Consider the following 22,062-nt stretch of genomic DNA (forward strand, 5'->3'; position numbering starts at 1 on the left):
TCACGCGGAGCAGCGATTGTCAATAGACATCGCATGCTCAAGTTTTACTTCTATATCCGGTAAAAAGCCCGGGTGTTCTCCGTCAACCTGTCCGCGGCTTCTCCATAGGAGAGACCATGCAGCCGGCCCCAGGCCTGCGCTACCTCGCGGATCATGTCCGGCCGTGTAGGCTGTCCGGCAAAAGGCCCTTCAAAAGGCCAGGGGCCGTCGGTTTCCGCCATCACGAGGTCCTGCGGATAGTAGCGGGCCAGCGCGGAGATTTCGGTTTCATACAACAGATCGGGGGTAAAAGATATGAGGTATCCCCGCTCGGCCATCCGGCGAATCGTGGGCTTGGCGCCCTTGAACCAGTGGAAATGCGCCTTCGCGATGCCGTGCCGTTCCAGAAGATCGCAGGCCAATTCGGCGTCCTCGTAAACGGCGTGGAGCACGACCGGCTTATCGAGGCGCTTCGCGAGATCCAGCATACGGTCGAGGAAGGAGAGATACGACTCCAGGGGAAAAGCCTCCTTGGGCTCCCCGCGCTTTTTCATTTCCTGCCGGATGTAATAAGGCAACCCGATTTCACCTACCGCGACCATTCGGGAGGCATGGGCTTCCATCCATTGGAACAGCTTCCTTTCGGCTTCGGGCGAAGGAAGGGGCTGCTCCGGATGAAAGCCGAAGGCCGGGTGGATGAGTCCGGGGTACTGGTCCGCCAGAGCCAGGTTGCTCCGGCAGGAATCCAGGTGCATGGAGACGCCGATCAATCCTTCGATCCCTCGTTGTTGCGCTTCCCGCAGCAGATGGGTTCGTTCGGGCTCCTCATATAAATCCAGGTGGATATGGGCGTCAATCATCACGAATTTCTCCTTATCTGCGAAAAAGGATTTAAAAACTTCATTTTTAAGGGTATTATCACTTTATTCCTAGTCAGTTCGCAACTTTTGACCTATAATGTTAATGATGCATGACAGGACTTCCAAGTTTTAGGAGGCGTAAGCCGGTGAACGATTCCGACCTACATATTGAACGCTTAAATCTAAACCAAGACCCGGATGCCGCGATGTGGCTGCGCATACTGCTTCATAAGCACCCCGAAGTCTATTATCATTCTTCGCGGGTCGCCATGCTGGCCGAGAAAATCGCGGAGCCTCTTGAACTGAGTGATGAAGAAACGAGACAGCTGGTGAGAGGCTGTTTTTTACACGATATCGGAAAGTCGGTCATTCCCCGGGAGACTTTGACGCAAAGGGAGCCCTTCACCAGCAGCCAGTGGGATTTGATTAAGCAGCATCCGATCGTCGGTGCCAGGATGGCGGAGAGCAATCCGGGATTCTCCAAGGAAATCGTGCAGATCATTCGGCATCACCACGAAAGATGGGATGGCAGAGGATATCCGGACGGATTAAGCGGCGAGGAAATCCCTTTGGGCGCCCGCATCTGCGCGGTGATTGACGCGTTTGATTCCATGACCTCCAATAAGGTGTACCGTCGGAGCATTCAGGTGAGCGAAGCCAGGCTGGAGTTAATCCGATACGCCAATGTTCAGTTTGATCCGGACGTCGTGCATGCCATGGTCAAGCTGCCGATCGAGACATTAAGCATATTTTCACTCTGAATCCATTTATACATAATAGCTTAAAGGCCAAACGGACCGGGGAAACCGCGGTCAGTTTGGCCTCTTACGTTGTTCTTCTCTCATTTGCATGCCGATCTCTTTCTTGAGCCTCAAAAAAGCGGAATCCTCCGTCAGTTCCTCCCGGCGGGGCCGCGGAAAAGGGACCTCGATCCGGTGAATCACCCGGGTCGGTCGGTTGGAGAGCAAATAAATCGTATCCGACATCATCAGCGCCTCCTCGATGCTGTGCGTGATCAAGATGACCGAGCGGCGCCGGGCCTCCCATAAATCCAGCAGCCAGTGCTGCATCTCCGTACGGGTCAGTTCGTCCAGCGAGCTGAAGGGCTCGTCCAGGCACATTACTTCCTGGGGGGCCAGCAGCCCGCGGAGAAAAGCGGCCCGCTGCTGCATGCCGCCCGACAGCATGTGGGGATAGGCTTTCTCAAAGCCGCCGAGTCCCGCCTTGACCAGCCATTCCTTGGCTTCGGCGAGAGCTTCCTTGCCTGCGCCGCCCGAAATTTCCCGGGCCAGCAGCACGTTGTCGAGCGTAGTCCGCCAAGGGAAGAGGGCCGGCTTTTGCGGCACATAGCTGATTAGGCCCCGCTGCCCGGTGACTTCGGCTCCGCCCGCTATTACGCTTCCCGCATCGGGTTTCAACAGGCCGCCGATGACATGAAACAGCGTGCTTTTGCCGCAGCCCGACGGACCGATGATCGAAACGAATTCCCCCTTGGCCACGGCGAGGGAGACGCCGTCAAGGACGGGGAGGGTATTCCGCCGCTCGCGAAAAGAGAGGCGAAGCTCCCTGACCTCAAGAGCCGGCGACTGGGCCGGCGGCGGTTGGGTGAGCGGGGATTGGACTATATGCATCATTGCTTGGCACCTCCTTCTAGTTGTCGTCATTAGCCGGTTTATAGCGGACCAGCCATTTTTCCAGCAGAGCGATAATGGCGAACATAGCCAGGCTGACGGCCACGATGATGGCGATGGCCACGAAAATCCGGTCGGTGCGGAAGGAAGCCTTCTGCAGCATCATATAGTAGCCTATGCCTTTCTCGGCGCCGACCCATTCGGCGATGACCGCGCCCATGACGCTGTAGGTGGCGGCTATTTTGACGCCGGACAGCATGGAAGGGATCGCATGGGGGATCTCCAGCTTGCGGAAAATCTCGCTCCGGCTAGCCCCCGTCATCCGCATATAGTCGAGCATCACGCGGTCGGTTCGGGTCAATCCGTCCATCGCCGCCACGGCGACCGGGAAGAAGCAGACCAGCGTAATGACGATAATTTTGGGCAGTATGCCGAAACCGAACCAGATCATGAGCAACGGAGCCAGCGCGATGGTAGGCACATTCTGGCTGAGAATGATCAGAGGGTACAGCGATGATTTCAAAAACGGGACATAATGGAGCAAACAGGCCACAAGCAGGCCGAATCCCGTTCCGATCGCAAAACCGAGGATCATGAGTTCCAAGGTGGCCTGTGTATGCTCCCACAGTCCGGACGGGTTGGCGGCGGCTTCCCTGGCGATATCAGACGGGCTTGGGAGAATCCACTTTTCAATGTGAAACAGGGAGGTCGCCGTTTGCCACAGGAATAAAAACAGGATGACCGCCACTAAGGGCGGCCATGCATGGTTCCAGAGCCGGCGGAGCTTCATGGACGGTATTTCTCGGTCAGCTTGTCCATGCTGACGCCTTTCGGATTGAAAGAGATTTTAATCTGGGAAATAACGCCCGTACTCCCGAAATCGACAACGGCTTCATTCATTTGTTTCACGATAGAGAGCAGTTCGTCCAAATCGCCTTCCATGGTCGTTTCGAGCGGGTTGACCTGATATTTGACGCCGGAGGCCTGAATGACTTCGATGGCGCGGTCCACGTACGGAATGACATCTTCTCCGTTCGGGGTTTTGGGAATGATTTGAATGCTGAGCAGTGCGTTTGGCATACGGTTTCATCCTCTCCATGATCCAAATTGGTGGTTATGGGTTTCTTACTGATTATGATTCCGGCAAAAATTCGTTCGTAAACGCTTTGTCCGTGTCGAGCGGTTTTTCCAGCAATCCGCGTTCATGCATCCAGTCGGAGTAATTCTGCCAAACCTCACGCTTTTGTTCCCCCCAGCGGGCGGCATCCTCCTGGTACTTCGGGCTCAACCATTTTTGGCTGGCCACAACGAGATCTTTGTCCAGGTCAGGAACGGCTTTCAGCAGCATTTCCGCGGATTCCTCCGGATGCTCGATCGCATAGCGGTAACCTTTGGAGGTGGCGCGCATGAAGGCTTTGACCAGCTCGGGATCGTCCGCGATCGTCTTCTCGTTCGTCACGATGACCGGGGTGTAGTAATCCAGTTGTTTCGAATAGTCCTTCACATACTGCATATCCAGCGGTTCGCCGCGCAGTTCGGCTTCAATGCCGGTCCAGGCGTAGAAGATCCAGGCGAAATCGATGTCCCGTTTGACCGCGGTAAAATAATCGGCCTCTCCGATATTGACGAATTTAACTTTGCCGACGTCGGCCCCGCTTTGGTCCATAATCGATTTCATGACGGCTTCCTCGACCGGGGAGCCCCAGCCGCCGTAGGTTTTGCCTTCAAAGTCCTTCGGGGTCTTGATCCCCTTGTCGGCAGGCGCGGCAAAGCCCGAGGTGTTATGCTGGATGACCGCGGCGATGGAGACCAGCGGAACGCCCTGAATGCGCCCTTGAGTGACGTTCTCCTGCACGCTCACCCCGAAAGGCACCTCCCCCGACGCGACCATGGCGTCAGCGCCTCCGGCCCCTGGCAGAACGATATCCACGTTCAGCCCTTCTTCTTCGTAGTAGCCTTGTTCTTTGGCTACGTAAAGGCCTGTATGGTTGGTGTTCGGGCTCCAATCGAGCACGATTTTGACATCGCGCGGCTTTTCGGCCGTTTTCGCGCCGGATGCGGCTGAGCCGGTCTCCGCGGTTTTGCCGGCGTTCTGCCCGCAAGCCGTTAAAGTGAGCAGCAGGGCGCACAAGGCGAGCAGCGGCCAGGTTTTTTGCTTCACAGAAATTCTCTCCTTTGATATGGAATATGAATTTCCGCAGTCACGTTCATGTGAAGTTCCGAATAATCTGATATGGTGGCGTCCCCGTTCTTCTCCTGTCGGCACAAAAAAAGCGCCCCGGATCGGGACGCGTAGGTTCATGGAAAATGACAATAAGCCCATGCTAAAGCTTTCTTCCTACGCTGGCATTACCCAGATCAGGTTTAAGGGTCAGTATCTTGCGGGATACAATCTCAGCCGGCCTTTTCCAGCTCCCCTGAACTATAAACTGCGGATTACAATAGTCATTATAGACGCGGCCCCGGTTTATGTCCAGTTTTGGTAAAGGCTTTCTTTGGGATTTGCATTTTGGTTCGGAGGGGAGTATAATGAGATCAACTGAAGAATTAAGAAGTGATATTCACGTATTGAAAAGAGTGTCAATTTCTAAAATGAACTTTTTTCAATGTGTGAATTTTTTTATGTAAAAAAGGAGCATGTTAATCTTTAAACAGGAGGTAATTCACTATGGAAACTGGAACAGTAAAATGGTTCAACGCAGAAAAAGGCTTCGGCTTTATCGAAGTTGAAGGCGGAAACGATGTTTTCGTTCATTTCAGCGCGATCACAGGCGAAGGCTTCAAAACGCTTGACGAAGGCCAACGTGTACAATTTAACGTTGTTCAAGGCAACCGCGGACCGCAAGCCGAGAACGTCGTAAAACTGTAATGCAGGCATGGGCTGCTCTTAACGCGTGCGTTAAGAGCAGTTTTTATTTTTACCCAAACGGCATATAGTTTAAAGGTTGGGGATCTCGCCAAAGCCAAACTATAATCTAGGAGGTAACCATGAACTACCGTAAAAAAACGATTGAAGAAATTCCTGAGGAGAACACGCCGGTATGGTCTTGCATGAGTGAGGATTGCAACGGATGGATGAGGGATAACTTTGCGTTTAATTATGTTCCGGTATGTCCGTTGTGCTCCTCGGAAATGGCGAAAGGGATGAAGATGCTCCCGCAGCTGGTTAACACCAATGCCGTCAAAGTGGACCGGTAATTACGCTCCAACCTGATATAGCATGCGATCTAAAAGCCGCCTCCCGTGTAAATTCGGGGGGCGGCTTTTATGTTTTGGGGCGCGGGAGCTGGACGCAGCCTTGACCGGGGCGGCCAGCCTCCCTTTGGAGGCCGGGCAGGTGGATCAGGAAGGGCCTGTTTGGCCCGGCCGAAAAATTCTAACGGAAGCCATAGCGGCTATTTCGTCCTTTTAGGGCGCTTTCAGATTTTAACGGACGCAGTAGCCGCTATTTCGGAGAAACCGAGTCATTTCGGTGGGAAGTGGGGCAAATAGGCGCTATTATTTCCGTTAGAATTCCGAAAGTGCGGATTATTGCGAAATAGCGCCTATTATGTCCGTTAGATACCGTGACCGTTAGCGCCGCCGAGTGACGTACACGTTCATGCTTCGTCCGGCCCTAGGCCAAGAACCGGGAGGGTCGGGGAAGATCCGGAAAGGGTCCAGTCGGGCAGGTGAATCAGGTCAGGCAGGTGAATAAGGCCGGGCAGGTGAGTGAGGCTGGGCAGGTGAATAAGCGGGCAGGTGAATAAGGTCAGGCAGGTGAGTGAGGCCGGACAGGTGAATAGGCAGGGCAGGTGAATTAGCCAGGCAGGTGAATAAGACCGGACCCTCTTGGGCCCGGCCGAAAAAATCTAACGGAAGCCATAGCGGCTATTTCGTCCAAATGGGCCGTTTTCAGATTCTAACGGACGCAGTAGCCGCTATTTCGGAAAAAGTGAGTCATTTCGATGGGAAGTGGGGCAAATAGGCGCTATTATTTCCGTTAGAATTCCGAAAGTGCGGATTATTGCGAAATAGCGCCTATTATGTCCGTTAGAGACTGTGACAGTTAGCGCCGCCGAGTGACGTGCGTTCATGCTTGCGGTCGGCCCAAGGCCAAGAACCGGGAGGGTCCGGGAAGATCCGAAAAGGGTTCGGTCGGGTAGGTGAATTAGGCCAGGCAGGTGAGTGAGGCCGGACAGGTGAATAAGCGGGCAGGTGAATAAGGTCAGGCAGGTGAGTTAGGCCGGACAGGTGAATAATCGGGCAGGTGAATTAGGCCAGGCAGGTGAGTGAGGCCGGACAGGTGAATAAGCGGGCAGGTGAATAAGGTCAGGCAGGTGAGTGAGGCCGGACAGGTGAATAATCGGGCAGGTGAATAAGGTCAGGCAGGTGAGTGAGGCCGGACAGGTGAATAAGCGGGCAGGTGAATAAGGCCAGGCAGGTGAATAAGGCCGGACAGGTGAATCAGGCCGGGCAGGTGACCTGCGTTCATGCTTCGCGGCCGGCCGGGGAAGCGCGCGCCCGCCCAATCCAGCACGCTAAGCCCCGCTTCGCCCCTTCCAGTACAGGATCGCGAGTTGCGTGCGATCCCGGACTTCGAGCTTGCCGAGAATGTCGGTCACATAATTTTTGACCGTTCCCTCGCTCAAAAACAGCTGGGCGGCGATCTCCCTGTTGGACAAACCGTCGGCGATCAGGCGGAGCACATTGTGCTCGGTCGCCGTCAAGCCGGCGCGTTGGAGCCAGTCGTCGGCGGGAGGGGCGGGAGCGGGGCGCAGCAGACCGGTCAGCTTCCGCGCGATATCCGGGTGAATCAACATGTTCCCGCCGTGAACGGTTTTGATGCCCTGAATGATCCGGTCGGGCGGAATGTTTTTGAGCAGATAGCCGCTCGCCCCGTTGCGAAGCGCCTCCAGGATGAATTCATCGTCGTCGAAGGTCGTCAGCATGAGCACCGCGACGTCCGGAAAGAGCGACTTGATTCTTTTTGTTCCTTCTACTCCATTGCATTCCGGCATGCGGATATCCATAAGGACTACATCCGGCACCGTTCCGCCGGTCTGTAACCGCTCGGCGGCTTCGGCTCCGTTCCCCGCCGAACCGATCACTTCGATGTCCGGATCCATGCCGATGAGCAGGGTTAAGCTCTCCCGGATAAAAGGATCGTCATCCACAATAAATAAAGTTAAATTTGGCATATCGGGTCCTCCCCTATCGATGTCTTTTCTCTGATGATCCTGATCTATGTACCTTACCTGTATTCAACTCTGTTATCCTACTCCGGAACTTAAATGATCTCCGAGCGCTGCGTCACCGGTAGTTTTGTAATTACGGTAAACATCGGTTCAAGCACGACATCCAGGCTTCCGCCGGCCAAGGCGCAGCGCTCTTTCATCCCCTGCATGCCCATGCCGCCGGTTTGCGATGGTGGCACCTGGCCGGGAAGGGCGCCGTCGTTGCTTACGGCCATGGTGATTTCCCGGGTATCGTAGGCGATCACAATGTCGACCGTTTCGGGCCGGCCGTGTTTCAGCGCATTGGTGATGGCCTCCCGGGCATTTTTGTACAGAATCAGTTCCTGGCTCGGATACAGGGAACAGGGATCGCCTTCAAGCGTCAGCCGGGTGCGGACCCCGGTCTCCCTGCCGACCTCCTCCAGCATTTGTCGCAAAGAAAGGAGGCCTGCCGCTTCGCCGGCCGGTCTGATCCGACGAACGGCCGCCCGCATTTCATCGAGTCCGGAGGACAGCTGGTCACGGATTTGCAGCAGCAGGCCCATGCCTTTGTCCGGATCGCCGGGAATGACCTGCAGGGCGGCTTCCATCATCATTTTGGCCCGGATCAGACGGTGGCCGACCTCGTCATGCAGCTCCCGGGAAATCCGGTTGCGTTCCTCGGCCTGTGCGGCGCCTTCGACCTGTTTGGTGAAGACCAGCAGGCGGTTTCTCGCTTCGTCCAGTTCATAGTGTTTTTTACGCAAGGCATCGAATTGATGATCCGCATGCATTCTGGTCAAGGCGGACTCCCGCAGGAGGGACAGAAGGACGGCGAAGGCAAGCATCATCAAATTGCCCGTGACGATCCATTCCAAGGGTTGGTCCCGCACGGCGTAGTTGAAGGCCAGCAGGTGAAAGCCGGCCAGCGTAAATCGCAGCCCTGGACGCGGGAGTTGGAAGTACAGCAGCACCGGACTCGCGGCGACAATGTTGATCATACCGCCATAGACATGGGCGAGCCATGACGCGTACAAGATTAATACGGCGGAGAACCCCGTCAGCGGTGCTTCCCTGGAGACGAACCGGGATGCCGCAAAAAGGTTAAGCAAGATCAGAACCTGCAACAGGTACCTACCGTAGCCCTCCTTATCGGGCAGTACATAAATATGAAAGAAGCATGGAATCAAGGTAAAGCCGAGGATGAAGATGAACAGGGTTTTTTTGGGCATATCATTCCAGTCCTTATATTCGGGATTCCTTCGGATTTCGCTGGCTCAATTATAGCACGAACCTGCTTGGGGGATAGGCGGGCCGGCGCGAATTTGGATAGGAGGTGACTTTTGTCACCCTCAGGTCATGACGATCCGTACCTTCACCGGGAAGACGGGGCTGATACAATTAAAGTCAAGAAAAGGCAACGACACAGGAAGGTAGGGAGACGCATGGCATTGGTTGAAGTGAAGGACGCGATAAAGCGTTATGGAGATAAGGTGTCTGTTGATCACCTAAGCTTAACGATTGAAGAGGGGGAAATTTTCGGGCTTCTCGGTCCCAACGGCGCGGGAAAAAGCACGACGATCAATATGATGGTCGGTTTGCTGCGGATGGAACAGGGAGATATCCGTATCGACGGCCTTTCGGTCAAGGAAAGACCGCTTGAGGTCAAACGGAGAATCGGGCTGGTGCCGCAGGATCTGGCGCTTTACGAGTCGATGCCCGCCGCCGACAATGTGGCTTTCTTCGGCAGATTGTACGGGCTGCGCGGGCGGGAATTAAAAGCGCGGGTAGCGGAGGCGCTGGCCTTCGTCGGTCTGGAGGACCGGGCCAAGGAACTGCCGAAGACTTTTTCCGGCGGTATGAAGCGGCGGCTAAACATCGCATGCGCGATTATGCATCACCCCAAACTGATTATCATGGATGAGCCGACGGTAGGGATCGACCCGCAGTCGCGTAATCATATTTTGGAATCGGTCAGAGAGTTGAACCGGATGGGCTCCACCGTCATTTACACGAGTCATTACATGGAGGAAGTCTCGGCGATATGCGACCGGGTAGCCATTGTGGATCAGGGGCATGTCATTGCTTGCGGAACGCAGGAGGAGCTGCGTGAACGGGTTTCCGGCGAGGAGAAGATCAAGATGAGAGCGACGGGAATCCGGGAAGAGGTTCTCGCGGAGCTGCGGATGCATCCCAGAATCACACGAGTGCTTCATCAGGAGCAGGAACTTGAGCTGTATACCCCTTCTTCGCAGAACGATCTCCAGGATATTTTGTACATCTGTGCCAAGCATGACGCCGTCATCCATTCCGTGGTTTGCGAACAACCGACGCTGGAGACGCTGTTCCTGAACCTGACCGGGCGCAAGCTGCGGGACTAGGGGGGATTAGCATGAGATTAACGACGATCATCGCGTTTGAAGTTCGAAAACTGATTCGGGCAAGGGTTGTGCTGTTCAACTTGTTTCTTCTTCCCTTGCTGCTGATCTTCATCTTGGGAAACGCCCTGTCGCCGATGTTCAATTCGGGCGGGGATCAGACTCTGGAGCAAGTCAGCGTCCATCTGGTGAAATCCACGGCGGAAGGGGGGCCGGATCTGGGGCTGGAAGCCTTTCTGAGCAATCCCGAAATCAAGGAGACGCTGCGTGTCGACCCAGCGGCGAACCGAGCCGAGGCCGAGGCGTCGCTTCGTTCGGGCAAAAGCGATTTTGCCGTTGTGATTCCGGAGGATTTCGAAGCAAGGGTAACCCGGGGGGAAACTGCCGAATGGGAGTATATTTTGGGCAAGGATCAGACCAAAAATCACGTGGCGGAAATGATTTTCGACGCCTATCTGGATGAAGTGAACCGGATGCAGGCCTCAGCGATCGTACTCGGACCGGATGCCGTTACCGCGGCGATGAAACAGGTCCAGCAGGCGGAGAACTCCGGGTTTGTGGAGATGGCGCCGCTCAGTGAACACGGGGCATCCTTTTCCGCTTTTCAATACTACGCCGTCTCGATGCTGATCATGTTTCTTCTCTACTCCGGGCTCATGGTCAACGAGAGCCTGCGGAGCGAAATCAACAACCGGACTTTGTACCGTTTGGGGTCCATGCCGATCGGCGGGCTGTCGATTTTCGCGGGGAAAATCATAGGGAACGGGCTGGTCACATCGCTGCAGGCGGCCGTGATTATATTCGGCACCTCCTGGCTCTACGGTGTGGAATGGGGAAATCATCCGTTCTATCTGGCGGCGATTTGCGGATTGGTTATTCTCTGCTCCATGATGATCGCCGTGATCGCTTCCCTTTGGTGCAAGTCGGGGGCGACCGCCGGAACGCTGGTCCAAATCATCGCGGTGATCATGACCTTTTTAAGCGGAGGTTTTCAGCCGATTCCGGTGGATCTGATTCAGCGGCTCGGAGACTTTACGATCAACCATTGGGCGATGCAGGGGTTGCTCCGCATCATGCTGGGGGCCGACCCGGCGTTGATAGGCCATCATATTCTGATACTCGGCATATTCGGCGGCGTCCTGATGCTGATCGGCATAATTACGTACCGGAAGGTGGGCTACCATGAATAGTTTGACCATAGCCTGGAATATGATCAGGCAGACCGTCGGGACCAAAAAGGGAATTATCATGCATATCCTTCTGCCCTGCATCGTGATTTCCCTGGCCGTTTCCTTGTTCGGACAAGAGCGGACCTTCGGCGTTCAAATTGTGTATGTCAATGAAGACAACGGTAAGGCCGGCGCCTATTTGCTGGAGGAGCTGGCCGCGAAACCGGATTATTCGCTGAAGGAAGCGGAGAGCGAAGAAGCATTGCGGGAAGAGGTTACCGAGAATCGGGCGGCGGCCGGCTTTATTATCCCCTCCGGCTTTACGGACTCCCTTTTGGCCGGGCAAAAACCGAAGCTGTCCATGTTTGAATTAAAGGTGAGCGAGGGCACGTACACGCTTAAGCTGACTTTGGAAGAGCTGGTGCGGGGAGCGGCGTCCACGGCAGGACTGGTGTCATCGGCACAGGCTCAAGACATTCGGGAAGCTTTCGGCGCGGTTCTGAACCAGACGAAGAAACACGCCGTCAGCCCCTCCAAGACCGACCTTCAGCTGTATCCGAAGCCGGGGTTGAATGTAGTGACCGGCTTTACCCTGATGTTTCTGATGAATCTGGTAGGGAGCACCGTCAGCAAAATCTTGGAGGAGCGCCGTCGCCGGACGATGGCCAGGATGTTCAGCGCGCCGGTTAGAGCCTGGGAAATTACGCTGGGCCATTTTCTGGGCAGCTTTACCGTCGGGAGTTCCCAAATTGCCCTTGTGCTGATCTTCAGCGGCTATGTACTGAAATACGACTATGATGTACCGCCGCTGCTTCATTTTATCGTGCTTGCCGCCTTTATGCTCGTAGCGATGGGCATCGCCAGCGCGGTGGCGGGAATCATGCGGAATCCGCAAAATGTCGGGATGCTGAACAGTCTGATCATCACGCCGACCTGCATGCTCGGGGGCTGCTTTTGGCCGATCACCTATATGCCCGATTTCATGCAAAAGGCCGCGAATTTCGTGCCGCAAAAATGGGCGATTGAAGCTATCGAGAAACTGTCGGTGGGAGGGGGGCTTCACTCCATTACCTTACCGCTCCTGATTTTGGGTTTGATGGCTTTAATCCTGCTGGCCATCGGCTCTTCGGTTCTTCGGCCCGCCGAGACGAATGCCGCCGGTTAATCCGCCGCTTACGCAAGGCTGTTCGCGCGTTGTAATTTCGCGCGGACAGCCTGTTTTTGGGTTTTACCGCTCCAATTGCGGCGATTTAAAGAAAAAAGATTGCAAGTGTTCACAAAATCTACTATCTTGGAACTATTATGGGCAACAAAGAACTTGCATCCAAGAGGAGGGAGTCTTCCCATGCATAGCGATTTTAAAGTGGGATCCCAAATCACGGACATTCCCTCTAACCGGAACCAACGGAGGCTCGCGGTGCTGCTGGCCTTGTTTATTTCCGCGCTGTCTGTGGCAGCGCTTCCGTTCGGTACGAAGATCCTTCCCTCTTTCGAGCCTTTTTTGCCGATCCTGATTTCCTGGTTTATCTTTGGAGATTTGTTGACCGCTTTTATTCTATTCAGTCAATTTCGGGCCTCCGGCGTACCGTCCCTTCTCGTTATTTCATGCACCTATCTATATATCGGAATCATTACCGCACTACATATTCTGACCTTCCCCGGCGTGTTTTCCGAGGAGGGGATGCTTGGCGCGAATAACCAATCGGCCGGGTGGCTATGGATATTTTGGCATGGGGGCTTTCCGGCCGGAATTTTGATATATTTATATGTAGGGATTCGATATCCTCAGCCGCTGGAGTCGAAAAAGGATATTTCCTTTTATACGGCGATAGGGCTGTTTTTGACGTTTCTGTCGGCCTTCCTATCGTTCGAATTCGCCACCGATGGGGCCGATCATATGCCCCGAATTATCGATGTCGGGAGTTACAGAAGTATTTTGGACTTAGGGATCGGTCCCGTATTAGGAGGGCTGAATCTGCTGGTTATGGCGCTGGTGCTTCTGCGTTTTCGAACGAGAAGCGTACTGCATCTCTGGATTGCCATAGCCTTGCTGGCGTTGTTCCTCGATACGCTCCTCACCGTATTTGCCGGAACCCGTTACTCCTTGGGGTGGTACCTGGCCCGGGTCAATTCGGTAATTTCGGCGACGGTTGTGCTTTGCTCGGCTGTAAGCGAGGTCAATCGGTTGTTCATTCGCCTTTCCGATCAGCATAAACAGCTGCTTGAGTCGGGGAGAAAGCTGGAAAAGGCGAATGAGGAACTGCTCCGGCTGTCGAGTCTTGACGGTTTAACGGAGATTCCCAACCGCCGGAGACTGGACGAAATCATTTCATGGGAGCTGGTGTTTCCCGAAGAGCGGCAGACCCCGCTTTCACTGCTCATTCTTGATGTGGACTGCTTCAAGGCTTATAACGATCATTACGGACATTTGGGCGGGGATCACGTGCTCAAGAAGATCGCCCGGACGATTTCGGCGGAGGTAAAACCTTATTTCGGGTTTGCCGCGAGGTACGGCGGCGAGGAATTTGCGGTGCTGCTGTCCGGCCTCGATGTCCAGGGGACATTTGCAGTGGCGGAGCGGATCAGGACGGCTGTGGAACGATTGGAGATCATGCATGCCGGATCCGCTTCCGGCGGGAAGGTGACCATCAGTATCGGCGGCCACTGTCTTGCCCCGTTTCAAGGCGTCGATCAGGACGAACTGATTTATTTAGCCGACCAGTGCCTCTATGAAGCGAAGGACGCAGGGCGTAACTGCTGCATCATCAAAGGGTGGTCCCGGGAAAGCGGCGGCATGCGAAGCGTGGGAAGCTAAGTTTGCCGGGGAACGCCGGTGATTTCCCGATATTTCTTCAGCATGAACCAACGCCAACGCAGAATCATTCCGTAAGCGAGAATGAAGAAGACGGAGCCGGTCTGCAGGACCGAGATATACTGCTCGACCACTTCGTGCAGGGCGAGCCGCAGCACCAGCAGGCCGATGAGGATATACGCGAACCCCGGGGAGCGCTGGGCATAAACCTCGCCGTCGATAACTTCGAACCGGGTCGTCCGGTTCAGCGGATAGGAGAACACAAACCATCCCACGGCGAAGGCGATAATCGCCCACGAAAGAGGGATGCGCATCTCCGGGGCGACGAACATGGCGAACCCCGTGGTCATGCCGAGCGGCGGGATAATGATCTTTTTGACGGTTACGGGTTTTCGGCTGGCTTTTAGGCGAATGATCAGGACGGAGACCGCCATAAGGACGGCGCCGAACGTTACGACCAGATGCATATAAGCAGGGCTGAGAAGGTTCATCATATGAAATTCCTTTCCGTTCTAGTTAAGCTAGAACATTATACCATACTCCCGCCGTGCAACAAATCCGCAGCCCCTTACTCACCAGTCGTGTTTCAAATTTGCCTAAGGAGGGGGAAAAAGAATGAACAGCGAATTTACCATCGCCGTCCACTGCCTTCTGTTTCTTTACACCAAGGAAGACAAGATGGCCAACAGTGAACAGATTGCCTGCAGTGTATCCACCCATCCCGCAAGGGTTCGGAAAGTGTTGAGCTTGCTGCGCAAGCAAGGCCTCGTAGCTACCAAAGAGGGGGCTCGCGGCGGCTACCAGCTGAACAGGGCGCTGGAGGAGATTACGCTTGGCGATTTATACCGGCTGTTTGCGCGCGGTTCGCTGCAGCCCGGCTGGTGTTCGGGCAATGAGCAGTCGCCTTGCCGGATCTCCTCCAACATTCATTCCGCAATGGAGCTTATTTTTAACCGCGGGGAAGATCGGTTGGAAGCCTATTTTAACGAGATCGCGTTGTCCGAGGTGCATCGGCTCTTGAACCGGTGTGGCGCGGAGGACGTTGACGATGGAATCGAGAGAGGAGCGAATGGGGAACATGGATGTTATGAGCTCAAAGAAAGCTAAGCTGCTTTTTTACGTGGGGTCTTACGCCGCGGAATCCAAGCCGGGGATTCATCTTATCGAATTGAACGCGGAGACGGAAGAGCTGCGCTTGCTCGAGGGGGCCTCGACCTCGGGGATTCAAAACCCGTCCTTTCTCGTATTGAATCCGGAAGGGACGCGGCTGTACGCGGTAAGCGAGCAGGCGCAAGGAGCCGTGGTCAGCTATGCCGTCCGGCCGGACGGCGCACTGGAACGTTTGAGTTCCGTCCCGACGCAGGGAGCGGACCCGTGCCATCTGTCTTTGACGGCGGACGGCGGGCTGCTGGCGGCCAACTATTCCAGCGGGCATGTGAACCGTTTCGCGCTGGATGAACATGGGGCCGCGGGAGAGTTGACCGCGCTCGTGCAGCATGTGGGCCAGGGATTCCGTCAGGACCGGCAGGAAGCGGCGCATGCGCATAGCGCGGTCCCCAGCGCGGCAGGCGACTATGTTTATGTTTCCGATCTCGGCCTCGATCAGGTGGTGTACTACCGTGTGGATAACGGTAAGCTGTCCACCGAAGGGGAGATCAAGCTGCCGCCGGGTTCCGGACCGCGCCACTTTACGTTCCATCCGAACGGAGTACACGCGTACGGCATTAATGAATTGAACAATACGCTCACGGTGTATGCGTATAATCCGGTCCAGGGGCACCTCCAAATTTTACAGCATGTCTCCACAATTCCCGAAGGGTATGGCGGTGAGAATTATCCCGCCGATGTGCACCTCTCCCCGGACGGCCGCTATTTGTACGGCTCCAACCGCGGCCATAACAGCGTCGTCAAATTTGCGGTTCATCCGGACACGGGGATGCTGGAGGCGCCGGAATGGACGGGGACCTGGGGCAAGTGGCCGCGTAATTTTGCCGTTCTGGAAAACTATGCGCTGGTGGCTAATCAACACTCGGACAACGTGGTCCTGTTTCGCAGAAATCCCGATACCGGAAGCCTTGAGGCGGCGGGACGGGAATTGGAAATCAAGCAGCCGTCTTGCATCGAGCCGGTTCGCTCGTAAGGGGCGGTACCGCGGGAAAGAATCGGCGTAAGGACGAAATTGGATAAACAGACACAAAAACCTGGGGCATTGCCCCAGGTTTTTCGCATTTGGACAGGGACAGAATTTTCTCTTGTGAGTACATTATGGTATGGGCGATCTTCAAAAAAAGGTTTGACAACCAAACCTCCGGGCATTTAAAATAGCACCATAACATACTAAACAGGTAGGAATAATTAAAAATGGTTCTCGCCGTACGGACGGAGGAACGCTCTACTTGCCAAGGCAGACACGGGTAGCGGCTCGGTCGGACCAAAACGGGCGGGAGCGTTTCTCCGCTTTTTTTGCCGACAAAAGGGGTTTGCCCGTCAGACGAAAGATGGAAATGAAGGGGAGGAGTGATCCGATGAGTAAGGCGAAGACAAAGGGGATTTTGTTGAGTTTGGTTTTGGCGATGTCGGTAGTTCTAGGGGCCTGCGGTTCGGATTCCGGGGAGAAAACGAGCGGTGGAGCGGGGGAAACGTTGGAACTTTTGAACGTGTCCTACGACCCTACGCGGGAGCTGTATGAGAGCTATAATAAAGCTTTTGCCGCCTACTGGGAGAAAGAGAAAGGACAGAAGGTCGAAATCAAGCAATCCCACGGCGGGTCAGGCAAGCAAAGCCGCGCGGTCATCGACGGGCTGGAGGCCGATGTGGTCACTTTGGCCCTCGGGTACGATATCGACGCCATTCAGAAGAGCGGCTTAATCGATGAAGGCTGGCAGCAGGAGTACGAGAAGAACAGCGCGCCTTATACGTCCACGATCGTGTTCCTCGTCCGCAAAGGCAACCCGAAGGGGATTCAGGATTGGAACGACTTGATCAAGGAAGGCGTGGAGGTCGTTACTCCCAACCCGCAGACTTCCGGCGGGGCAAGGTGGAATTATCTGGCAGCCTGGGGCTATGCGCTGCACCAGAACAACAACGACGAGGCGAAAGCCCAGGATTTCGTGAAACAGCTGTATGAACATGTAAAAGTATTGGATAGCGGTGCACGCGGTTCAACGACGACCTTCGTCGAACGTGGGCTCGGCGACGTTCTGCTGGCCTGGGAGAATGAGGCCTGGTTATCCGTAAAAGAACTCGGCCCCGACAAATTCGATATCGTTTATCCTTCCGAGAGCATTTTGGCGGAGCCGCCGGTGGCGGTCGTGGACAAAAACGTCGACAAGCGCGGAAAGCGCGAGGTGGCCGAAGCTTACTTGAAGTATCTGTATTCGGAGGAAGGACAGACGATTGCGGCGGAGAACTATTACCGCCCTACCCTGGACAGCGTAAAGGCGAAATATGCCGACCAGTTCCCGGATATCAAGTTGTTCACGATCGACGAAGTTTTCGGAGGCTGGGCGCAAGCGCAAGAGAAGCACTTCAGTGACGGGGGAATATTCTCCCAAATCTACTTAGCCAAATAACCGACCGTTGATGACGGAGGTGCGTTCCGGAAGGGAACGGGCGACCCGAGAACGCGAGAAGAAAGGATGAACATTCATGCAAACTGGCGCCACCAAGCGCGGCGTGCTGCCCGGCTTCGGACTTACGATGGGCTACAGCGTGCTCTACCTGAGTCTTGTGGTCCTGATTCCGTTGTCGGCACTGCTGTTGAACTCTACGGGACTGACCTGGGGGAAATTTTGGGAGGTGGCCACGGATCCGCGCGTGTTGGCATCTTACAAGGTCAGTTTGTTGACCGCCGCGGCGGCCGGACTGATCGATACTGTATTGGGATTGCTGCTAGCCTGGGTTTTGGTCAGATACGATTTTCCCGGAAAAAAGATTTTCGACGCGATGATCGATCTGCCGTTTGCGCTCCCCACCGCGGTAGCGGGGGTTTCGCTTACGGCGATCTATTCGCAGAACGGCTGGATCGGCTCGCTGTTTGAACCGCTGGGGATCCGGCTGGCCTTTTCGCCGATCGGCATTACGCTCGCTTTGATGTTTATCGGCATCCCGTTCGTCGTGCGCACCGTTCAACCGGTGCTGCAGGATCTCGATGCCGAGGTGGAGGAAGCGGCGGCCACGCTGGGCGCCAGCCGGCTGCGCACCTTCCGCTCCGTCGTCCTGCCGGAGCTGCTGCCGCCGCTGCTGACCGGATTCGCGCTTGCTTTTTCACGAGGCATCGGGGAGTACGGTTCCGTTGTTTTTATATCCGGTAACATGCCGATGAAGACGGAGATAGCGCCGCTCCTGATCATGTCCAAGCTGGAGCAGTTCGATTACGCGGGGGCTACGGCCGTCGCCCTGCTGTTGCTGCTCATCTCGTTTGTACTGATGCTGCTCATCAATACCCTCCAGCGCAGAGTGCGCAAAACCGTCCGCTAGGACTGAAGCCGGTGGACGGATGGGGAGAAAATAGCGGTCAAAAAAGGTCTTATTTCCTGCCGAGGGGTCCAATAACCAGGTGTTGGCCTATATAGAGCGCATTTAAGATTAAAACCTAACTAATAAGCGATCAATGGTTTCCATCGGATGCTTATTGACTCGCTTCATAAACTGGCTGACATGAAGCTTAATCTTATAGAACTTCTCAAAAAAGACGTTATTGACCACATCTGATTTGAGCCACAGCCAAAGTCCTTCGACTGGATTCAGGTTTGGACTATACGGCGGAAGAAAGACCAAATGCAAGCGCGGATGTTCCTTCAGAAAAGGCTGCAACTCGGTGGCATGATGAATCCGGCTGTTATCTAAAATCATAGCAATTTTCCCGTTCGGGTACGCCAACAGAAGGTCTTCGAGAAACCGAATAAAGGCGGCCACATCGGCCTTTTCTTCTTCACGATGATGCACCTGTTCCGGTTTCATAATTGATTGCGCCGAACAGCTTCGCCCCTTCGTGCTTCCCATATGTCGGGACTTTACGTTGCTTGCCTCGCGGAAACCAGTTGTATTGCAGTGCTTGATAGGAACGAATCATCGATTCGTCTTCAAACAGCAGATGATCGATTTCTTCAGCTTCCACCTGTTTTTTAAGCTGGGCAAAGGTATGCTTGCGGAAAAACGCCTGGGCCTCCTCATCGGCGTTGGCCAGCGTATAGGTTGCTTTGGTGAAGCTGAAGTTCATGCGTCTGAGCATGGCGCTGATTCCGCGCACACTCATCGTGACCCCATACTCTCGCTTGATCCATTCCGCGATGAGCGGTAGGGTCCAGGTGTAGCGAGCTTCAAACCCTACATCGACTGGCTGTTTCTGCTCCAGCATAGCGGCTAATTGGATGCGCTGCTCTTCCGTGAGCTTAGGCGGTTGTCCAGGGGAGTGGCCCATTTCTAGTCCGGAAAGACCTTGGTTTTGATAACTTTGCCAATAGTTACTGATGGTTTGACGAAGGCGACCGAGTAAATTACCGATCTCTGCAAACGAATGTCCCTCTAATCGCAGTCGTACGGCCAGGTACCTTTCATAAAGCCGTTTATCTGATGTTTCTTTCATGGCTAAGTTCAAGCGCTCGATTTCTTTGTTTTTCATTTTTATCGCCACCTTGGGTTGATCTTACTGTAATTACCCGATTTGGTGGTTGAAGTATAAAAGTTCATTTTTTAATTGCGTTCTATATAGAATTGCAGATATGCAGAAATTTTATGCAAAACAAGGTTTTGTGATGGGGCACTAGTTCATCTTTTTCAACTGTTTTCATTACAAAGGAGGTTAACCGCATGGCCGGTTCCGTACCGCTGGCAAAAACAAAGACGTCTGCCGGGAGAAGCCCGGTGACTCGATCGTCCGGACCTATGAAATGGGTTCTGATCGGCTTGGCTGTCCTTGTTCTGCTCTGGCTGATCGTGCTTCCCCTGGCCGTGGTGTTGATTGAATCCTTGAAAAAGGGCTTCGGGGTTTACATGGAGGCCATCACCGATCCGGCCGCTCTTTCGGCCCTACGGCTGACTCTGTTGGTGGCGGTTATCACCGTTCCTTTGAACACGATCTTCGGCGTAGCCGCGGCTTGGGCGATCACCAAATTTCATTTTCGCGGGAAACAGCTGCTGGTGACGCTGATCGATTTGCCCTTTGCCGTGTCCCCGGTCATCGGGGGACTCATCTATGTCCTCGTTTACGGGACTCACGGCTGGTTCGGCCCTTGGCTGCAGGAGCATGATCTGAAGGTGATCTTTGCTCTGCCGGGAATTATTCTGGCCACGTTGTTCGTGACGTTTCCGTTTGTGGCCCGGGAATTGATTCCGCTGATGGAGGACCAGGGCCTTCAGGAAGAGGAAGCCGCCGTTACGCTGGGGGCCCGGGGCTTTCGCATCTTCTGGAAGGTCACGCTTCCGAATATCAAATGGGGGCTCTTGTACGGGATTATATTGTGCAACGCCCGGGCGATGGGGGAGTTCGGCGCGGTTTCGGTCGTTTCGGGCCATATCCGCGGCGAGACCAACACGCTGCCCCTCCATGTGGAGATTTTGTACAACGAATATCAGTTTTCCGCGTCCTTTGCCGTAGCGTCCCTGCTGCTTTTACTGGCGCTCGTTACGCTGCTGCTCAAGAGCTGGTTTACGCGAAAAAGCCGGCACGAAAGTTAAATCCATTTATGCACGTACACGTTTAGGACTTTAATCGGGAATAGGAGGGCTGCATCATGGCAAAGCCGTTAAAAGTAGATCAGATTTGGCTGGAACGCATCGCGGGACTGCTCAATGAAATGGAATTCGGATCGCTGAATATCGTAGTTCATGAGGGGCAGATCGTCCAAGTCGAGCGGACCGAACGCAAACGGTATGAGCTGGGGAATGGGGGACAGGGCAAATCCGCCCCGGTGCCCCGTCATGCAGCCAAGTCTTTGCGCAAATCCTGATTCGGACCCGAATGAAAAAAGCCTCTTCCCGCGTTTTTCGTGGGAGGAGGCTTTTGCTTTTGGGACTATTTGGATTATTCCTCCTTGGCACTGCCCTCCGGGTTCGCCTCGGAGAGACTCTTGACCGCCGTCCCCGATTCCGTTTCGGTAGTCGACGGCGGCAGCGGCTGCCCTTCCGGAACCGCCCGGTAATGCCCGGCAAACGGACGTGATTTGCGTGGCTTGGTGCCCGTCAGGCGAAAACCCGCGAGAAACAGCAGCAGTTGGAGGATCAGGATGAACGGAGCGAACGACGGATCCAAAAGATGAAGCAGAAACAGCGCCGCGATCAAAACCGACCAGATCCGGAGCAGAACCGCCCCCGCGCCCGGCCGATAGCCTCCCATGATCGCGGGGTACAGCAGCGCCAGGGAGAACAGGGCGGATACGAACAGCGACCATGCGGCCGCCATTTCCTCCAACCCGTTCCCTAAAACGATTTCTCCGTTCAGCGTGCGCAGCAGCCAACTGAGCAGGTAGAGCAGCGCCGCCGCGAACAAAAAAGGGATGCCCGGGCGAAGCTGTCTCCAAAACGCCTGTCCCCACCCCGGGCTTTCGGTACGTCTCAACAGCTTGTCCCGCTCCGCGCACATCCGGTCGTTCTCTCGTTCCAGCGTCTTGAGCAGCAGAGGAAGGCGGGCTCTGTCCCGTTCCCCGGCATAAGCGGAGATTTGCGACAGCGCATCCTCCGAAAGGTAGGGCGCGGCGCGACAGGCGAGAAGCCGGTCCAGCAGCAGCTGTTCCTCCGCCCGCGAAAGCTCCGTTCGAGCGTGCAGGTGGAGCAGGGCGCTTTCCGCGGCGGCATAGAGCGTTAGGCTCGCCTCAAGCCGGCGCAACCGGGCCTGCTCTTTACGCCTTAAGCGGAGTGCGGAGCCCCCGTACAGGCCAAGAAAGAGCGCGAGCGCCAAAAATGCGGTTAATGCGGCGGGCTGTGGGGCCAGCAGCCAGGTTAACCAGTCCGACAGTGACAAAAGATATCACCCTTTCGATATTCCTATCCTCCACTATTGCATAGGATCGGGACGAATTTCAAGCGTCACGGGGGAAAA

At 54.9% G+C, this 22,062-nt stretch carries 23 protein-coding genes and 1 riboswitch; of the genes, 13 read left to right on the forward strand and 10 right to left on the reverse strand.

Going from position 1 to position 22,062, the window contains the following annotated elements; all coding sequences use genetic code 11:
• Positions 1 to 50: 50 nt before the first annotated feature.
• The gene (locus FRY98_RS20570) at positions 51 to 839 is read right to left on the reverse strand and encodes a TatD family hydrolase (RefSeq protein WP_148455467.1); all 789 of its coding nucleotides are present in this window, start codon (positions 837 to 839) and stop codon (positions 51 to 53) included.
• Positions 840 to 985: 146 nt separating this feature from the next.
• On the opposite strand from FRY98_RS20570, the gene FRY98_RS20575 reads away from it, so the two are divergent.
• A complete protein-coding gene (locus FRY98_RS20575) occupies positions 986 to 1,600 on the forward strand; it encodes an HD-GYP domain-containing protein (RefSeq protein WP_225038718.1) in 615 nt (204 codons plus the stop codon).
• Positions 1,601 to 1,651: 51 nt separating this feature from the next.
• Here the strand turns inward: FRY98_RS20575 and FRY98_RS20580 are convergent, their stop codons facing one another.
• The 4 genes from FRY98_RS20580 to FRY98_RS20595 are packed head-to-tail and all read right to left on the reverse strand — an operon-like array spanning position 1,652 to position 4,631.
• Positions 1,652 to 2,470 carry an ABC transporter ATP-binding protein gene (locus FRY98_RS20580; RefSeq protein ID WP_148455929.1) on the reverse strand — a complete coding sequence of 273 codons (819 nt, stop codon included), beginning with the start codon at positions 2,468 to 2,470 and terminating at the stop codon, positions 1,652 to 1,654.
• Between the two features lie 19 nt (positions 2,471 to 2,489).
• On the reverse strand, positions 2,490 to 3,260 hold the full coding sequence (locus FRY98_RS20585; RefSeq protein WP_148455471.1) for an ABC transporter permease: 771 nt from the start codon (positions 3,258 to 3,260) through the stop codon (positions 2,490 to 2,492).
• Positions 3,257 to 3,550: an MTH1187 family thiamine-binding protein gene (locus FRY98_RS20590; RefSeq protein ID WP_148455474.1), complete on the reverse strand. Its 294-nt coding sequence runs from the start codon at positions 3,548 to 3,550 to the stop codon at positions 3,257 to 3,259. The genes FRY98_RS20585 and FRY98_RS20590 overlap by 4 nt, the downstream gene beginning before the upstream one ends.
• 52 nt (positions 3,551 to 3,602) lie before the next feature.
• Positions 3,603 to 4,631: an ABC transporter substrate-binding protein gene (locus tag FRY98_RS20595; RefSeq protein WP_249043479.1), complete on the reverse strand. Its 1,029-nt coding sequence runs from the start codon at positions 4,629 to 4,631 to the stop codon at positions 3,603 to 3,605.
• A 157-nt stretch (positions 4,632 to 4,788) separates the two neighbouring features.
• Positions 4,789 to 4,899, reverse strand: a riboswitch (TPP riboswitch).
• Between the two features lie 239 nt (positions 4,900 to 5,138).
• On the opposite strand from FRY98_RS20595, the gene FRY98_RS20600 reads away from it, so the two are divergent.
• The gene (locus FRY98_RS20600; protein WP_009223993.1) at positions 5,139 to 5,339 is read left to right on the forward strand and encodes a cold-shock protein; all 201 of its coding nucleotides are present in this window, start codon (positions 5,139 to 5,141) and stop codon (positions 5,337 to 5,339) included.
• Between the two features lie 119 nt (positions 5,340 to 5,458).
• Positions 5,459 to 5,668 carry a cold-shock protein gene (locus FRY98_RS20605; RefSeq protein WP_148455476.1) on the forward strand — a complete coding sequence of 70 codons (210 nt, stop codon included), beginning with the start codon at positions 5,459 to 5,461 and terminating at the stop codon, positions 5,666 to 5,668.
• A gap of 1,322 nt (positions 5,669 to 6,990) precedes the next feature.
• Here FRY98_RS20605 and FRY98_RS20610 read toward each other — a convergent pair.
• Positions 6,991 to 7,650 carry a response regulator gene (locus FRY98_RS20610; protein WP_148455478.1) on the reverse strand — a complete coding sequence of 220 codons (660 nt, stop codon included), beginning with the start codon at positions 7,648 to 7,650 and terminating at the stop codon, positions 6,991 to 6,993.
• 89 nt (positions 7,651 to 7,739) lie between these two features.
• Positions 7,740 to 8,897, reverse strand: coding sequence for a sensor histidine kinase (locus FRY98_RS20615; protein ID WP_148455480.1), 1,158 nt, complete (start codon positions 8,895 to 8,897; stop codon positions 7,740 to 7,742).
• 213 nt (positions 8,898 to 9,110) lie between these two features.
• Between FRY98_RS20615 and FRY98_RS20620 the strand changes: the two genes are divergently transcribed.
• From FRY98_RS20620 to FRY98_RS20635, 4 genes are all read left to right on the forward strand, one after another.
• A complete protein-coding gene (locus FRY98_RS20620; RefSeq protein ID WP_148455482.1) occupies positions 9,111 to 10,046 on the forward strand; it encodes an ABC transporter ATP-binding protein in 936 nt (311 codons plus the stop codon).
• Positions 10,047 to 10,057: 11 nt separating this feature from the next.
• Positions 10,058 to 11,233 carry an ABC transporter permease gene (locus FRY98_RS20625; protein ID WP_148455484.1) on the forward strand — a complete coding sequence of 392 codons (1,176 nt, stop codon included), beginning with the start codon at positions 10,058 to 10,060 and terminating at the stop codon, positions 11,231 to 11,233.
• Positions 11,226 to 12,377: an ABC transporter permease gene (locus tag FRY98_RS20630; RefSeq protein ID WP_148455486.1), complete on the forward strand. Its 1,152-nt coding sequence runs from the start codon at positions 11,226 to 11,228 to the stop codon at positions 12,375 to 12,377. The genes FRY98_RS20625 and FRY98_RS20630 overlap by 8 nt, the downstream gene beginning before the upstream one ends.
• A gap of 180 nt (positions 12,378 to 12,557) precedes the next feature.
• Positions 12,558 to 14,027 (forward strand): sensor domain-containing diguanylate cyclase, encoded by a 1,470-nt coding sequence (locus FRY98_RS20635; RefSeq protein WP_148455488.1) that lies wholly within the window; start codon positions 12,558 to 12,560, stop codon positions 14,025 to 14,027.
• Here FRY98_RS20635 and FRY98_RS20640 read toward each other — a convergent pair.
• Entirely contained in the window at positions 14,024 to 14,515 is a 492-nt protein-coding gene (locus FRY98_RS20640; RefSeq protein ID WP_211373342.1) for a CcdC family protein, read from the reverse strand. The genes FRY98_RS20635 and FRY98_RS20640 overlap by 4 nt on opposite strands.
• A gap of 124 nt (positions 14,516 to 14,639) precedes the next feature.
• Here FRY98_RS20640 and FRY98_RS20645 point away from each other — a divergent pair, with 124 nt between their 5' ends.
• The 4 genes from FRY98_RS20645 (at position 14,640) to cysT (ending at position 18,503) form a co-directional block, all read left to right on the forward strand.
• Positions 14,640 to 15,131 carry an Rrf2 family transcriptional regulator gene (locus tag FRY98_RS20645; RefSeq protein ID WP_148455492.1) on the forward strand — a complete coding sequence of 164 codons (492 nt, stop codon included), beginning with the start codon at positions 14,640 to 14,642 and terminating at the stop codon, positions 15,129 to 15,131.
• Complete coding sequence (locus FRY98_RS20650) at positions 15,112 to 16,164, forward strand: lactonase family protein (RefSeq protein ID WP_148455494.1); 1,053 nt, start codon at positions 15,112 to 15,114, stop codon at positions 16,162 to 16,164. The genes FRY98_RS20645 and FRY98_RS20650 overlap by 20 nt, the downstream gene beginning before the upstream one ends.
• Before the next feature lie 385 nt (positions 16,165 to 16,549).
• The gene (locus FRY98_RS20655) at positions 16,550 to 17,596 is read left to right on the forward strand and encodes a sulfate ABC transporter substrate-binding protein (protein WP_148455496.1); all 1,047 of its coding nucleotides are present in this window, start codon (positions 16,550 to 16,552) and stop codon (positions 17,594 to 17,596) included.
• 76 nt (positions 17,597 to 17,672) lie between these two features.
• A complete protein-coding gene (gene cysT / locus FRY98_RS20660; RefSeq protein ID WP_148455498.1) occupies positions 17,673 to 18,503 on the forward strand; it encodes a sulfate ABC transporter permease subunit CysT in 831 nt (276 codons plus the stop codon).
• Positions 18,504 to 18,611: 108 nt separating this feature from the next.
• On the opposite strand, the gene FRY98_RS20665 is transcribed toward cysT, so the two are convergent.
• A protein-coding gene (locus tag FRY98_RS20665) for an IS630 family transposase (RefSeq protein WP_249043480.1) occupies positions 18,612 to 19,647 on the reverse strand; the annotation gives its coding sequence in 2 pieces (ribosomal slippage) (positions 18,612 to 18,974 and positions 18,976 to 19,647; 1,035 coding nt in all).
• 188 nt (positions 19,648 to 19,835) lie between these two features.
• Between FRY98_RS20665 and cysW the strand changes: the two genes are divergently transcribed.
• A complete protein-coding gene (gene cysW, locus FRY98_RS20670) occupies positions 19,836 to 20,702 on the forward strand; it encodes a sulfate ABC transporter permease subunit CysW (RefSeq protein WP_148455500.1) in 867 nt (288 codons plus the stop codon).
• A gap of 56 nt (positions 20,703 to 20,758) precedes the next feature.
• Positions 20,759 to 20,974, forward strand: coding sequence for a YezD family protein (locus FRY98_RS20675; protein WP_148455502.1), 216 nt, complete (start codon positions 20,759 to 20,761; stop codon positions 20,972 to 20,974).
• A 74-nt stretch (positions 20,975 to 21,048) separates the two neighbouring features.
• Here the strand turns inward: FRY98_RS20675 and FRY98_RS20680 are convergent, their stop codons facing one another.
• The gene (locus tag FRY98_RS20680) at positions 21,049 to 21,984 is read right to left on the reverse strand and encodes a hypothetical protein (RefSeq protein WP_148455505.1); all 936 of its coding nucleotides are present in this window, start codon (positions 21,982 to 21,984) and stop codon (positions 21,049 to 21,051) included.
• Positions 21,985 to 22,062: the final 78 nt, after the last annotated feature.

The organism is Paenibacillus faecis (assembly GCF_008084145.1).
GTDB classification, from domain to species: domain Bacteria; phylum Bacillota; class Bacilli; order Paenibacillales; family Paenibacillaceae; genus Fontibacillus; species Fontibacillus faecis.